At 57.8% G+C, this 13365-nt stretch carries 12 protein-coding genes; 5 read left to right on the forward strand and 7 right to left on the reverse strand.

Features of this window, described 5'->3' with window-relative positions; translation table 11 throughout:
- Nucleotides 1-248 precede the first annotated feature (248 nt).
- From LK12_RS24410 to hcp, 4 genes are all read right to left on the reverse strand, one after another.
- The gene (locus LK12_RS24410; RefSeq protein WP_082010734.1) at nucleotides 249-911 is read right to left on the reverse strand and encodes an HPP family protein; all 663 of its coding nucleotides are present in this window, start codon (nucleotides 909-911) and stop codon (nucleotides 249-251) included.
- Nucleotides 912-985: 74 nt separating this feature from the next.
- Entirely contained in the window at nucleotides 986-1282 is a 297-nt protein-coding gene (locus tag LK12_RS23170) for a DUF1971 domain-containing protein (RefSeq protein ID WP_039290567.1), read from the reverse strand.
- Entirely contained in the window at nucleotides 1279-1704 is a 426-nt protein-coding gene (locus tag LK12_RS23175) for a group III truncated hemoglobin (protein WP_039290570.1), read from the reverse strand. The genes LK12_RS23170 and LK12_RS23175 overlap by 4 nt, the downstream gene beginning before the upstream one ends.
- 201 nt (nucleotides 1705-1905) lie before the next feature.
- Nucleotides 1906-3546 (reverse strand): hydroxylamine reductase, encoded by a 1641-nt coding sequence (gene hcp, locus LK12_RS23180; protein ID WP_039290572.1) that lies wholly within the window; start codon nucleotides 3544-3546, stop codon nucleotides 1906-1908.
- Nucleotides 3547-3649: 103 nt separating this feature from the next.
- On the opposite strand from hcp, the gene LK12_RS23185 reads away from it, so the two are divergent.
- Both LK12_RS23185 and LK12_RS23190 read left to right on the forward strand, forming a co-directional pair.
- A complete protein-coding gene (locus tag LK12_RS23185; RefSeq protein ID WP_231568471.1) occupies nucleotides 3650-4054 on the forward strand; it encodes an RrF2 family transcriptional regulator in 405 nt (134 codons plus the stop codon).
- A gap of 720 nt (nucleotides 4055-4774) precedes the next feature.
- Nucleotides 4775-6130, forward strand: coding sequence for a methyl-accepting chemotaxis protein (locus LK12_RS23190; RefSeq protein WP_052223761.1), 1356 nt, complete (start codon nucleotides 4775-4777; stop codon nucleotides 6128-6130).
- Nucleotides 6131-6617: 487 nt separating this feature from the next.
- On the opposite strand, the gene LK12_RS23195 is transcribed toward LK12_RS23190, so the two are convergent.
- From LK12_RS23195 to LK12_RS24415, 3 genes are all read right to left on the reverse strand, one after another.
- Nucleotides 6618-7307, reverse strand: coding sequence for a CDP-alcohol phosphatidyltransferase family protein (locus tag LK12_RS23195; RefSeq protein ID WP_039290574.1), 690 nt, complete (start codon nucleotides 7305-7307; stop codon nucleotides 6618-6620).
- A 213-nt stretch (nucleotides 7308-7520) separates the two neighbouring features.
- On the reverse strand, nucleotides 7521-8435 hold the full coding sequence (locus tag LK12_RS23200) for a CorA family divalent cation transporter (RefSeq protein WP_231568472.1): 915 nt from the start codon (nucleotides 8433-8435) through the stop codon (nucleotides 7521-7523).
- 391 nt (nucleotides 8436-8826) lie between these two features.
- Nucleotides 8827-10083: a tetratricopeptide repeat protein gene (locus LK12_RS24415; RefSeq protein WP_082010733.1), complete on the reverse strand. Its 1257-nt coding sequence runs from the start codon at nucleotides 10081-10083 to the stop codon at nucleotides 8827-8829.
- Nucleotides 10084-10684: 601 nt separating this feature from the next.
- Between LK12_RS24415 and LK12_RS23215 the strand changes: the two genes are divergently transcribed.
- The 3 genes from LK12_RS23215 (at nucleotide 10685) to LK12_RS23225 (ending at nucleotide 13185) form a co-directional block, all read left to right on the forward strand.
- Entirely contained in the window at nucleotides 10685-10894 is a 210-nt protein-coding gene (locus LK12_RS23215; RefSeq protein ID WP_039290594.1) for a hypothetical protein, read from the forward strand.
- Nucleotides 10895-11271: 377 nt separating this feature from the next.
- Entirely contained in the window at nucleotides 11272-11814 is a 543-nt protein-coding gene (locus tag LK12_RS23220) for an RrF2 family transcriptional regulator (protein ID WP_039290584.1), read from the forward strand.
- 162 nt (nucleotides 11815-11976) lie between these two features.
- Nucleotides 11977-13185 carry an NAD(P)/FAD-dependent oxidoreductase gene (locus LK12_RS23225; protein WP_039290586.1) on the forward strand — a complete coding sequence of 403 codons (1209 nt, stop codon included), beginning with the start codon at nucleotides 11977-11979 and terminating at the stop codon, nucleotides 13183-13185.
- Nucleotides 13186-13365 lie beyond the last annotated feature (180 nt).

The following is a 13365-nucleotide window of genomic DNA, read 5'->3' on the forward strand; positions in this document are numbered from 1 at the left end:
GATTTTAGTACCGGAGAAGGGTGGCACCTGCCGCCGACAAACCGGACGTTCAGTCTTCCAAGACTACATCCCGAAACCGGTCATTCGTCCATTCGGCCAATTCGGACATTGAAAAGGCGTTTGGGTTCAATGCAGCCGACGCGTCAGACGGCAAGCGAGTTTTCTGGCCGACGTGCGGAACTCCAACAGCGCGGCAGGCTGCTTTGTCACTTGCAGCGCACCAACGAGGAGGTCTGGCTGATCAAGCCCTAGGTCACCCTTTCCCGCCGTGCCACACGACGATGCACTGCTTGGAAGATGGCATCGAGATCATCGATATCGACATCGACAACTTCGTTCCAGTCCGCCAGAACCGCTTCAAGATCCTCACGTCGGTATACAATCGCGCCACTATCGGGAGAAGGTGCAGGAACACGCAGACGGTGTGGCCAAGGATGGCCGGTTAGATTGTTATAGCTCCAACCCATACCGGCCAATGCCAGGACATTCACGGCAACAGGCAGCATATAGGGCCAACCCCAGCCCTCAGGCCCTGCGGCCCCCAGTGCGCACAGAAGCGCGCATGCACCGCCCGGAGGATGCAACGAGCGGGTCAGCGACATAACCGCTATCGCTGTCCCCACTGCAACGGCTGCCCCGAGAGGGGCCGGTCCGACTGACGCGCCCATATAAAGCCCGATCGCTGACGACAACAGGTTGCCGCCAATGAGAGGCCAGGGCTGAGCCAGCGGACTTGCCGGCACTGCGAAGACGAGAACTGCTGAAGCTCCCATTGGTGCTACCAGCCACGGCAGCGCGGGGCTCGTCGATCGGAGGCATACAATCGTGACAATTCCGGCGGTCAGAATGCCCAGGGCGGCCCCGATGGCACCACGCAGCCAGCCGAGGTGTCCGACTGCAGCCTGCGGCATGAGGCTGGCCGACCGTAGCTTCAGACATTCGATCACAGCAGTCCTTGGGAGATGATTGCGCGGGCGGCGCTGGTTCAGACGCTTGGCGGTTCGCTGTAGAAATCGACCTGCATTTTCATTGGGCCCAGCGGCGTGACGAAATGCGGCTGCTCGGGAACAACGATGCCCGGCTTTCCTGGCTCCAGAACGCTTGTCGAAGCAGGCTCGAGGATTGTCAGCATCAGCTTGCCTTCAAGCACCCGGATCACCCCCCAGACGCCGGCCTTGGTGTCATGCCTCTTGCGGAGCGCGGCAGGCAGCGAGGCTTCATCGAATACCGGTGTCGACCGATAGGGCTGAGGGCCGTCGGCAGAAGGTTCGTTGCGGTTCACGAGGCGAGAGCCTTTCCCGCTCGCTGCCCGACCCCACTGGTGCGGCCGTTGTCGTCGAGACGGAAGAACAGAGCCAGTTGCAGGCTCTGCGCAATGCGCTGCGCCTTTTCCTGCAGGGCCTGCGCCGCTGACGGCGTCATCATTGCATCGGTCGTTTCGCGCCACAGGCCCAGCCAGCGGTCGAAAAGTTCAGGGGTAATCCGCTCACGGTGCTTCATGTGCGCCGGCACAGGTTGGCCCTTATAGCGGCCCGTCGTCAGCATCACCGAGGACCAGAAAGCGGAAAGCTTTTCCAGATGCTCCGGCCAGTCGCCTATTGCATCGTTGAATAGCGGCCCGAGTTCTTCATCGGCCCGGACGCGCGCGTAGAATGCCTCGACGAGCGTCCTCAGGCCCTCTTCGTTGATCGTTCCGGTTTCCATGCTGGCGACTCCAAGCTCCTGTTTCCGGCCAGTTTAGTGCTTCAGCATAAAGATGCAATGTGTATGCATGTTTCAAGCGGGTCTGCCGGGCCTTTCACAAAAATGCCCTCCGCACGGGAAGAGGCCCCGTGCGGAGGGTTCTCGTAGTGAAGCTCATGAAACTATGCGCAAGATCATGACACACTAGAGAAAGGATCGGGCTCAGGCCGCCTCGAGCATCCGGGCGAGGTCTTCCTTCGCATCGCCGGTCGGCCGGATCTCGAACTTCTCCACCAGCACTTCCAGCACTTCGGGGGTGAGGAATTGCGGCAGCGTCGGTCCGAGATGGATCCTCTTGAGGCCCAGGTGGAGCATGGTGAGCAGGACGGCCGTCGCCTTCTGTTCGAACCAGCTGATCCCGTAGTGCAGCGGCAGGTCGTTGACTTCGCAGTTCAGGGCACCAGCGACGGCTACGGCAACCTGGATTGCCGAGAAGGCATCGTTGCACTGGCCCATGTCGAGTACGCGAGGGATGCCCTTGATCGTGCCCAGGTCTTCGCGGTTGAAGCGGAACTTGCCGCATCCAAGCGTCAGGATCAGGCTGTCCTGCGGGGTGTTGACGGCGAGGTCATGGAAATAGTTGCGGCCAGGCCGGGCACCGTCGCAGCCACCGATCAGGAACAGGTTCTTGACGTCGCCTTCCTTGATCATGCCCAGCAGGGTATCGGCCACGCCCATTACGGTGTTGCGGGCGAAGCCTGCGGGAATACGCTCTTCCGGCGCATCCTCTTCAAAGCCGGGCTGGGCCAGGGCGCAGGAGATGACCGGCGAAAAGTCATGGTCCTCGATATGCGGCAATCCGTTCCAGCCCACAGGGCCCGCCGTGAAGATGCGATCCGCATATCCGCGGATTTCCGGGTTGATGAGGCAATTGGAGGTCATCACGATGGCGCCGGGGAAAGCCGCGAAGTCCTTCTGCTGGTCCTGCCAGGCGCCGCCATAGTTGCCGACGAGGTGCGGATACTTCTTGAGCCCGGGATAGGCGTTCGCGGGCAGCAGTTCGCCGTGGGTGTAGACGTTGATGCCCAGCCCCGCAGTCTGCTGCAGGATGGCCTCAAGATCACCCATGTCGTGGCCCGAGACGAGGATGGCCTTGCCGGCGACCGGCGTCATGCGAACCATGGTCACTTCCGGGTGGCCGAAGCGCCCGGTGTTGGCCGCATCAAGCAGTTCCATGACCTTTAGGTTCAGCGCGCCTACTGCCAGCGATTCGGCAAGAAGCGCATCGACATCGACGGGATCGGTGGCGAGGAACGCAGAAATACGATGAAACTCGGCACTGACGGCCGCTTCCTCAGTGCCCAGCACGCGGGCATGCTCCGAATAGGCCGCTGTTCCCTTGAGCCCGTAAAGGATCAGGTTGCGCAGACCGACAATCGACGGGCCATCGCGGTCCATGAAGCGCTGGATTGCCGCGAAAGGAGCTGCAGCAATCCATTCCTCGGGAGTGGTTCCCGGGTTCCAGGTTGCCGGCTCGGGCAGGTCGGACAGATCCGCGCCTGCATTCTCGGCGCAGACTTTCGCCTTGTCGCGGATCTCGAGGGCGCGGGAGATCAGTCCGGCGAAGCGGGTCTCGTCGAAGTTGACGTTGGTGAGCGTGGTGAACCAGGCATGCGGCGTGAAGGCATCCACATCGGCATCGCGCGCGCCGGCCCTGGCAGCGCGATCGCCATAGACGGACACGCCCTGCATCAAGCGCAGCAACACATCCTGCATATCCGCGACCTGGGCGGTCTTGCCGCAAGAGCCAACCTTCACGGCACATCCGCCCTTGTTCGATTGTTCACATTGCACGCAATACATGGTTCACCTCAAAAGCTGACTTTCAAATTCCACTTAAGAGGCGCTGGTTAAGATGCATTTGATATGCATCAAATTGCCCTGAACTTTTTGAAACTACAGAGCGATGGCGATGCAACTCACTCGACACACCGACCTGGCCCTGCGCCTGTTGATCCGCCTTGCCGACCTCGGGGAACAGCGCGCAACCATCGCTGAGATTGCACAAGATCAGGCTATCCCGCGCTCACACTTGATGAAGATCGCCAACGATCTCGTCCATGCCGGCTTCCTCGAAGCCACGCGTGGTCGTGGCGGAGGCATCCGTCTTGCGCTTTCTCCCGATCAAATCCGGATTGGGGACGTTGTGGCAGCCATGGAACCGCATTGCGAAATGGTCAGGTGCAGCGAATGCCGCCTCGTGCGACGATGCACGCTACCGCGGCATCTTGATCGCGCAATTCAAGCGTTTCATGCCGTTCTGAACGAGCAGACATTGGCCGACATAATGGGGGTCAGTGATTCCGCATAGCTAGCAGCAACCGAAATGTAATTTTGGCATCGGTTAAGCAGCAGCTTGTCAAATTCTGACCGGCCAGTTGGATTCCGCCGACGCCGACAAACCCGACATTCCCGATCCCAAGACGAGTTTCCGAAAGCAGTCGTACATTCACTTCACCTTGTATGAATCGGATTGACTGGCTCGCCGGACTCTCCGGAACGACAGCTACGAAGACACGAAAACTGGATGGCGGACATTCGAATGATTCAGTGTCGGTTTCCGAAATCGACCATTGCTGGACGCTCGCGATGACTTTTCGTCCCCCCGAAAGCGGACCTACTGATCGCCGTGCGCCTAGGCCGGCAATGTCACAAAATTGGCGTGAGCGGGAAAGTCTCTTTTTGGCTCGAACCTCGGCGAAACAGAATTCGTCATTGGTAAGGCGTCACGAAAGAGCTTTGCTCAAGAATGTATGCGGTAAGTCGGCCAGGTGGTGGAACGGCGCCGAGACAGGGTGGTTGGCTGCCTATCGCGGTTTTGCCGTTCGGATGTGACTGTTAGACATCTTGCTTGGACAAAAATAAGTCCTCTGCGGCAGAGAAGTGCTGAACGAACCAGAAGGAATGCCAGATTCAGTCGAGCCGGCGCAAACTACCGATCCTTAAGGACAATTCCCGAACTCCGATTTGAAACAATTTAGCGATGGCATTGCGATAACGCGATCCCATAGCCCACTTCTAGGAGGCATCCATGCTGAATTGGTTCGAGAAACACGCCCCCATTCGAAAGAAATTTCTCGCACTGACAACTGCTTTCGCTGTCATTTGCAGCATCATCTGCGCCAATGCGGTACTGACCCTGCTGGCCATAGAAAGTGCGTCGACCAACGTCATAATGGCCTGCTTGGCTTCGAGCCTGATGGTGGGAATTCTTTTCGTAGCTTCGAACCTGATCTGCACACCCTATGTCGATACGGTGGTGCGCATGGAAGGTTTAGCCGATGGAGATACGAGCAGCCCGATCCAGCATACCGACAGCACCGACTGCGTCGGGCGCATGACCACGGCCATGTCCAAGTTCCGCGACAACATCATCGAATTGAGCAATGTCGACGAGCAGCGCAAAGTCGTGGAGACGCTCAATGGTAGCCTCAAACGTCTTGCGGCAAATGATCTGACAGCAACGATCGATGCCGCTTTCCCGGATGCCTATGAAGAGATGCGGTGCAACTTCAACTCCGCTGTCGTAGCGTTGGCCGATGCAATTAACCGGGTCCAGATGGGCGCCACCAGCGTGATGAGTGGCTCATCGGAGATCAACGCAGCGTCGGAAGACCTCGCCATCCGAAACGAACACCAGGCCGCCGAACTCGAGAAAACGGCTTCTGCCATGGATATCGCGACGACAGGAATGCTGGATTCGGCTAAGCGCGCTTCATCCGCATTCTCTTCTGTTCAAGAGACCCTCGACACTGCAAGGGAGGGAAGCAAGGTAGTAACTGAAGCTGTTCAGGCGATGACCCAGATCCGCAGTTCGGCCGAGCAGATCGGCAACATCACGAGCATGATCGATGCCATTGCGTTCCAGACCAATCTTCTGGCCCTTAACGCAGGCGTCGAAGCTGCCCGAGCGGGTGAAGCGGGTAAAGGTTTCGCCGTCGTGGCAACCGAAGTCCGCATCCTTGCCCAGCGCGCGGCAGATGCCGCCAGCGAAATAAAGGATCTCATCGCCAGCAGCAATCAGCAAGTCGAGCATGGCGGTATTCTGGTCGATGATGCCGGCAAGCTACTCATGGGATTGCTGAGCAAGATCGAGAGTGTGAATACTTTCATCGGCGAGGTCTCGACCGAAGCCAGCGAACAGGCCACGCGACTTGAGCAAATCAACAAGACGCTCCGGGGGCTTGATCGGTCGACCCAGCAGAACGCCGCGATGGTCGAGGAGACAACCGCAGCATCCCGTACGCTTGCCAACGAAGCGCAATCGCTCAACGGGCTCGTTGCCGGGTTTCAGCTGCCACGCGAAATGCGTCGCCGTGCCCTACCATCGACGCTTTCATCATCCCAGCCCGGCATATGGATAGAACCGAGTGCGCGCGCCGCATAGTCGACGATCGGCACCTCAGCATTGGACATTGGTCGCTGAGTGAGGGGCCAGCCGGCAGCAGTCAATCTCGGAACAGGGGCGCGCTAAGGCGGTAGCCGACCCAGACCCCGCCGTTGTCAGAAGACAATATGAACGTCCGCTCATGCCGAAACCTGTCGTTGGAATGTGTTTGAGCATCTCGACTGCAGACGCCGACAGAGCCGCCGTTCAGTCGTTCAAATCGGCTGCTCTAAACCTTACGTTCGTTCATCAAGCTCTCAGGGCGGACCGACCGACCAGATCTGTGACGAAGCCGTCGTTCGCGAGCACGAACGAGAATGACGAGTTTTGGATAAGCCGGCCGTTCGCGAGATGCAGAAGGCCAGCTCAGCAATGATCATGCCAGGCCGGGCGCGGAGCGGCCATTAATTGCGTACGCGCAGGGCGTAGCGGCCGTTCCAAACAGATAGGCTCGTCTTTTCCTTCTCCTTGCTATTTTGGAGCAAGATCACTGACGCGGGGCGGGCTCGTCAATTGCGAGCCTACAGGCCGTTCGTGCAGTCTGTATGACGAAAAACAGAATCAGCATCCCACCGATCGACCCGACAACCAAATCAAACCATGTGAATTTTCCGAGCAACACCGGCTCTGATCCGGCCGCAATCATCGCCAGGGTCAGGACTATCAGTATCAAGCGCAGTTCAGTCGGTCCCGCATAGGCATAGGACAGCTTCATTTCACCCAGTACTCTGACCAGAAGGAAAGCATGAATGGAAAGAAGCAGATACCCTGCAAGGGCGATCAGAGCGACTTCAAGCAGTACATAACTGCTGAGACCGATGCCAACAACCACCAGCGCGGTTGCGAGACCATCACAGCTATGATCAAGGAAATATCCGTATCTCGGCCGTTCAATCTTGCGGTACCTTGCCAGGCTGCCGTCCATAGAATCGCCGAACCACTGAATCATGTAGCCAAGAATGGCACACCACAGCCATTCATCGCCGAAATTGCTCAAAACATATCCGGCAAAAACCATAAGTGCTCCCAGCATCCCCACAGCGGTGAGCATGTCAGGCACGACCCAAGTCGGCAGTCGGGCACATAACCAGTTGAGAAGTAAGCGCTCCGAACGTGCCAGAAGGTTTTCCTGAATGCGCGCGATTTGCTTTTTGTCTGCGCCTGCTGGACCAGTCATTGTCGTTCCTGTTTTTATCTTTTGGCACAAAGCCTTGGAACGAGGGGGGATCCCCTATCCGGTTGGGTGCTTATCCAAATTCCGGCGAACAAAGTCCACCAGCATTTGCGCGCACGAGGACTTCGTGGTCCGAGCGTATGACACCTGTCCTCCATCCGAGAATTTCAACTGCGCTTGGCGGGGACAAGAGACGCTTGGAGCCCGTTGACGTCCTTAAATCCATTTGCGCCACTTGAACCAAAGGTAAGGGAGGAGGCCCGAAATCAGGCAAAGTGAAACGGCGAACGGATATCCCCACGGCCAGGACAACTCGGGCATGAAGCGGAAATTCATTCCGTAAATTCCGACCAACAGTACTGGTGGGATGCCGACAACCGAAGCAACAGTGAGCACCTTTACTACGTCATTTTGGCGGATCGAGATAAGACTGGTAGCGGCATCGAGAAGGAACTGGATTCGGCTCGAAAGGCTGATTTCGAACTCGTCGAGCGACACGATGTCGTGTGCTACGGCCTGCAAGCGGGCGCGAGTCTTCTCATTGAGGCCATCCTCGCTACGGTCGATCACGAACTTGGCCAATCGGCCAATGCTTAAGAACATGTAGCGGACCCGCGAAACACGTTCGCTTGCACGGCCCAGCTTGATGATCGAACGCCCTAGTTGTTTCGTTTCAATCTTGAGGCCACGGTGCTGCAGATCAGTGTAAAAGATCGTATGCGACACCGACGCCGCCTGTTCTGAGACTGTCTCAAGTTGATCAGACGCGTGATCGACCACTGCCTCAAGCAGTCGAGCGAGGACCGCCGCCGGGGTTCGGTCCTCTTGCCGGTCAATCGTTGCAGCAATGTTCTCGAATACGGGGTAGTCCGTGTAGTGCACAGTGATCAGCGCTCGAGGCAAGAGCAGAAAGCCAGTCGGTATAAGCTTTGCCTGCTCATCTGCTCCACCGGCGAGCAGCGGCGCAGTCATAATTAGAGCCTTGCCCTTCATCCGCAGCCGGCTCGAGGATTCGATCTCGCCTAACGCAGACAAGTTGGGGACCTCAATGCCAAAGCGCTCCTCAATGCGCTGACGCAGCTCATCATCGGGATCGCGGAGTTCGAGCCAATCCCCCTCGGGAAGTGCCAATTCAAAATGAGGCTTTCGCATGTGGGCACCCTCGCGTCGGCAGCATGAATCTGCGGCCGGATGAGCCGCATTGGACAAACCGTTGCGTACTCGCCCGATTTTCACAAGGCACGAAGCTTAAGAAGGCAGTGCTACGGGGGATCTTTACGGTCGCGAACAGCCAGTGGCCCTGTTTTCGGGCTGCACAGCCATAAGAGTCATGGAAAGTTACACTTCTACTTTCTCGGTCGCAGCGAGGTCCGACCGCACTACGGATGAGTAGCAGATAACAATAGCCATCGGTCCGCTCCTCTCTGTTCTGTCCTCGGCATCGTAATAGATCACCGGAAAAAGGGGCGGTGCATTCGATGATCAACATGCCGACCGTTGCTGGCCGCTCAAGACATGATGGTCACTTTTGCGGTGGCGGCGGTGTGGCCTGCTCGTGCCTTTCCTCTTCCGAATATTCCGGGCCGACGATTATCGTTCCAACCTGATTGCTGCTCTTCAGTCGCTCACCTCTGACGAAGTAGTCGACGGCTCGCTTGGGGTCGGGCTTGACCTCTCGACCCTCCTGATAAATTTGCGCTAGGCTCAGGCAGCCGTCAGCATAGTCTGCATCGCAGGCCCGATCGTAAAAGGCGATTGCCAAGGCGATATCGTGGACGGGACTGTCGGAGCGGAAATGAGTATCTCCGGCATAGGAACACCCGATGGCACTCCCGCCTTCGCACGCCAGCCCGTAAAGCTGCGCGGCCTTGCCAAAATCGACCGCTCGCCCAATCCCATTGTAGTAGAATGTGCCAAGTTCGAGGCAGCCTTCTGCGATCCCGTTCCGGCATGCCTTGTCGAAGTACTGCTCCGCCTGGGAAATGCTCTTGGATACGCCTTCGCCCAGAAAATAGAGGCTTCCGATGCCCACACAATAGTACGACTCTCCGGCGTCACAGGCACTGCTTAGGAGTTGTGCGGCGCGGCGCTTGCTGACGGTTACCCCTTCACCATTGTAGTAGGCTGTACCAAGTTCACCACAACTCCGGGCGTGACCTTGGTCGCAAGCCCGTTTGAGGTAGTTGGCAGCCTGTGAAGGATTTCCGACAATCCCCTCCTGTGCCGAATAGACCCCCGCGAGATAGACACAACTGTCCGTCTCTCCGTGATCGCAAGCCAGCGAATAATATTGGTTTGCTCGCGCGGTGTTCTTCGGGAAGCCGATGCCTTCTACATATTGATAGGCGAGAGCGCTGCAGGCTCCGCCTTCGCCCATATCGCAGGCCTTGGCAAAGAGCTTGGCCGAGAGATCGACGTCCTTGTCGATGCCTTCGCCGTTCAAATAGCTGGTGCCGAGATTCGTACAGGCGGTGGCATATCCTTTATCGCAAGCGCCTCGAAAAAGGATGGCGGCACGCTTGAGGTCTTTCGGCACTCCACGGCCATCGAAGAGGACTACGCCAAGGGCGTTGCACGCCTTTTGATAGCCAGCATCGCAAGCTTCTGAATAGAGTCTGGCGGCCTCGGCAAAATCACCGGCATCTTCGGCATTTCTGGCCTTCTCATAGACGCTCTTTATAGCATCGCTGGCTGAGGATGGACTAGCCTGCGCGTGAATTGGTAGAGCAACAAACGGCAGGACGAACAATGGCAGCACGCTTCGGATAATTATGTGCATCACACATGGCTCCGGTGTTCGCAAACTGACTTAACGAAACCCTATCCCGCCGTGAATGATCCACATCAAGTTTGATGCCACTACTGGGAATAAACATGCGCTGTGGGGTGGTGAGTGGACGTTTCTCTGCTTAAACGCCGCAGGCGCATTTAGCATGTTTAGCTAGATAATTTCTGCTCTCATAAACTGGCGAACACAAGATTAGTCAATCGAGGGGCAGGAAAACGTTTGTAATGTAACGTTCCGGCCGATGTAAAAGTAACCTGCAACATTTATCATTTATCCTTATTTTTCGACGAAAATAATTGTGATCGGCGCCCATGTAGACAACGCTGCGGCGTGTCAGAAGGAACTTAAACAGACGGTTCACGTTAGCGCGGCAGACCTTCGTTTGTCTTTGGACAAGAAATAACACCTCGTTCCTTGCCGGACCGGCAGGTGAGAGATCTCCTGTCCTTCCGCCTGGGAGGTTTTCTCCCTCAACTGCGAACAAGCGCCTCCCAAACAACTAAACGCAAGTAAATAACGATTCATCGGATGGATCTAGGCGAATCGGTGGATAAAAATGCAATTGCTCCACAAGGAAGAGGAGTGCTCGCCGATGGACCTTGGGCTTTTCACCTATCGCTTGAAATTCGAGGATGACGGCGTGGGCGTGGAAAGGATCCTAGAATTTAAAGCGCCGGATCCTACGAAAGCTCTATCAATAGCCAAGACGGAGGCAGCGGACCGTTATGCGGAATTGTGGCAGGAGACAAAGCGAATTTGCCGCCTGCGCCCCAATGAGGATACGTTCTCGCCGCTTATGTAGCAGCGCTGAAAGCTCGGTTTGAGCCTGTCGCCATTTCTGGTCCGGCCATTATGAGAAAGTCAGGCTCTTTTTGCATCAGGGCGGGCTAGTATGCCCTGAGGCAACCGCTCGGTGTGATCCGAACGGCTGCTGCTGGCGTAAGCCGTCGTTCCCGACACCTCATCAGAACGGCGTATGCTGGGTCGGCAGCCGCCGACATACCGGCCGTTCGACCTAAGGATTTGACTTCCCGAAAGCCGCCATACGTTCATGCGCTTGTCGAAAGACCGGTATAGGCGGATCGTCAGGCAAGGGGGAATGCCGGCACAGAAATAACAGGGACAAACAATATCCGGGTTTCCTTGACCGAATAACGCAGACTATGTATATCCGCGTTCATGGCCCACATAACCACCAGTGTCGAATACGGAATCCATTGCCTTCTCTGGCTCGTCGGTAACAGCGGCCGCCCGGCGAGTAGCCGCGATCTCGCGGAGCTTCAGGGTATCTCGCCCAGTTTTCTGGCCAAAATTTTTCCCAAGTTGGAAAAGGCAGGGATTGTGAAGGCGAGCGAGGGCGTTCGCGGAGGTTACCTTCTGGCGCGCGCACCCGATGAGATCAGCTTCCTCGACGTCGTCGATGCTATCGAGGGGCAAAAGCCTCTGTTCGATTGTCAGGAGGTGCGCGGTCGATGTGCTGTGTTTGATGCGCGTCCCCCGGGCTGGGCCACGGCAGGCACCTGCGCGATCCACGGCGTTATGCTCAAGGCAGAAAAGGCCATGCGCGATGTCCTCGCTGCCCAGACGCTCGGCAATGCAGGCGCGCAATTCAACCGCAAAGCACCGTCCGGCTTTTTCGCGGAAGTGGACGACTGGATGGACAAGCGAATGAGCGAACGGACTGCTCGGAGCGGTAAGCCTGCGCGAGACGGACCGCACTGATCAGCCCTGCTTACGCTGCACTTCTGCTCGGCCAATTCTACAGTTCTCTCTCCGCTCCCATGGTCGGGCGGCGACGGGGAGGCTCGGCCTTCATCCACCGATGCCATGCCGGCCAAGCAGTCCACTGAGCCCGACAAACATGGACACGAAAGGAACAATGTCATGTCTCAGAAGATCGTCATTGCCGGCACCGGGTTTGCCGGTGTGTGGGCCGCGCTTTCTGCCACTCGCGCCATCGCGCTGGCCAGCAAGGAAGAGGCCGTGGAAGTAATCGTCGTTTCCCCCACGCCCAATCTCGTAATCCGACCCCGCCTTTACGAGGCGGTGCTGGAGAATATGGACCCCGATGTCGGTGCACTTCTGGCCGCCGTCGGTGCACGTCATCTTCCTGGCCTGGTCGAAACGATCGACGTTGACCGGCGCACCATCAAAGTGGCGCGCGTGAGCGGGGGCCATGAAACGATCGCATATGACCGCTTCATCCTGGCAACGGGTAGCCAGCTCTTTCATCCAGCGGTTCCCGGACTGAAGGAGTATGCCTTCAATACTGATCAACTCGAGACAGCCCGCGATCTGGACGCGCATCTCAAAGCGCTGGCCAGCAAACCCGAAACATCCGCACGCAACACGGTCGTCATTGCCGGCGGTGGTTTAACCGGTTTGGAGGCCGCAACTGAAATGCCGATCCGGCTGCGTGCAGCGCTGGGGGCGGACGCGCAGTTTCGCGTGATCCTCATCGACACGGCTGATCAGCCCGGCGGATCGATGGGCGTAGCGCCGCAGCCATATTTTGCAGAAGCACTTACCCATGCCGGTGTAGAGGTGCGCAGCGCGGTACGCGTGGACGCTATCGATGCCGGCAGCGTTACCCTGTCTTCGGGCGAGCAGATCGAAACGAATACCGTGGTCTGGGCGGCCGGCGTGCGCGCCAGCCCGCTAACCGAGCAGATTGCGGGTGAGCGTGACGCATTCGGGCGCATCGTTGGCGACGCCTTTCTGCACGCACCGGCTGCAGAGGGAATATTCGTCACCGGTGACGCCGTGCGCGCTGCGACCGATGACATCGGCAACGTCGCCGCGATGTCCTGTCAACATGCCTTGAGTCTGGGCCGCGTCGCCGGGCACAATGCGGCGGCAGAACTCGTCGGCCTGCCGCTACACCCTTACAGCCAGCCCAAATATGTCACATGCGTCGATCTCGGCGACTGGGGCGCCTTGTTTACCGAGGGGTGGGACCGGCAAGTGCAGCTTACCCGCGACGAAGCAAAGGCCGTTAAGCAGGAGATCAACCGCGTTTGGATCTATCCGCCCGCGCCTGATCGCGATGCCGTGTTTGCTGTCGCCAATCCGGACTATGTCATCGTTCCGTGACCCAGTGCATCTCAAAATTCCGGGCCGGGTATATATCCCGGTCCGGCTACTGAGACACGGGGAGCGCCGGGTTTCAACGGTCCTTGGCTGAAACGTACAGCGCCGACATGCCGATGTTTAGAAGTGTTTTCCGGCCGGGAACGCCGACAAAGCCGTCGTTTCTTGGCTCGGATTAGACCG

The organism is Novosphingobium malaysiense (genome assembly GCF_000802225.1).
In the GTDB taxonomy this organism is placed as follows: Bacteria; Pseudomonadota; Alphaproteobacteria; order Sphingomonadales; family Sphingomonadaceae; genus Novosphingobium; species Novosphingobium malaysiense.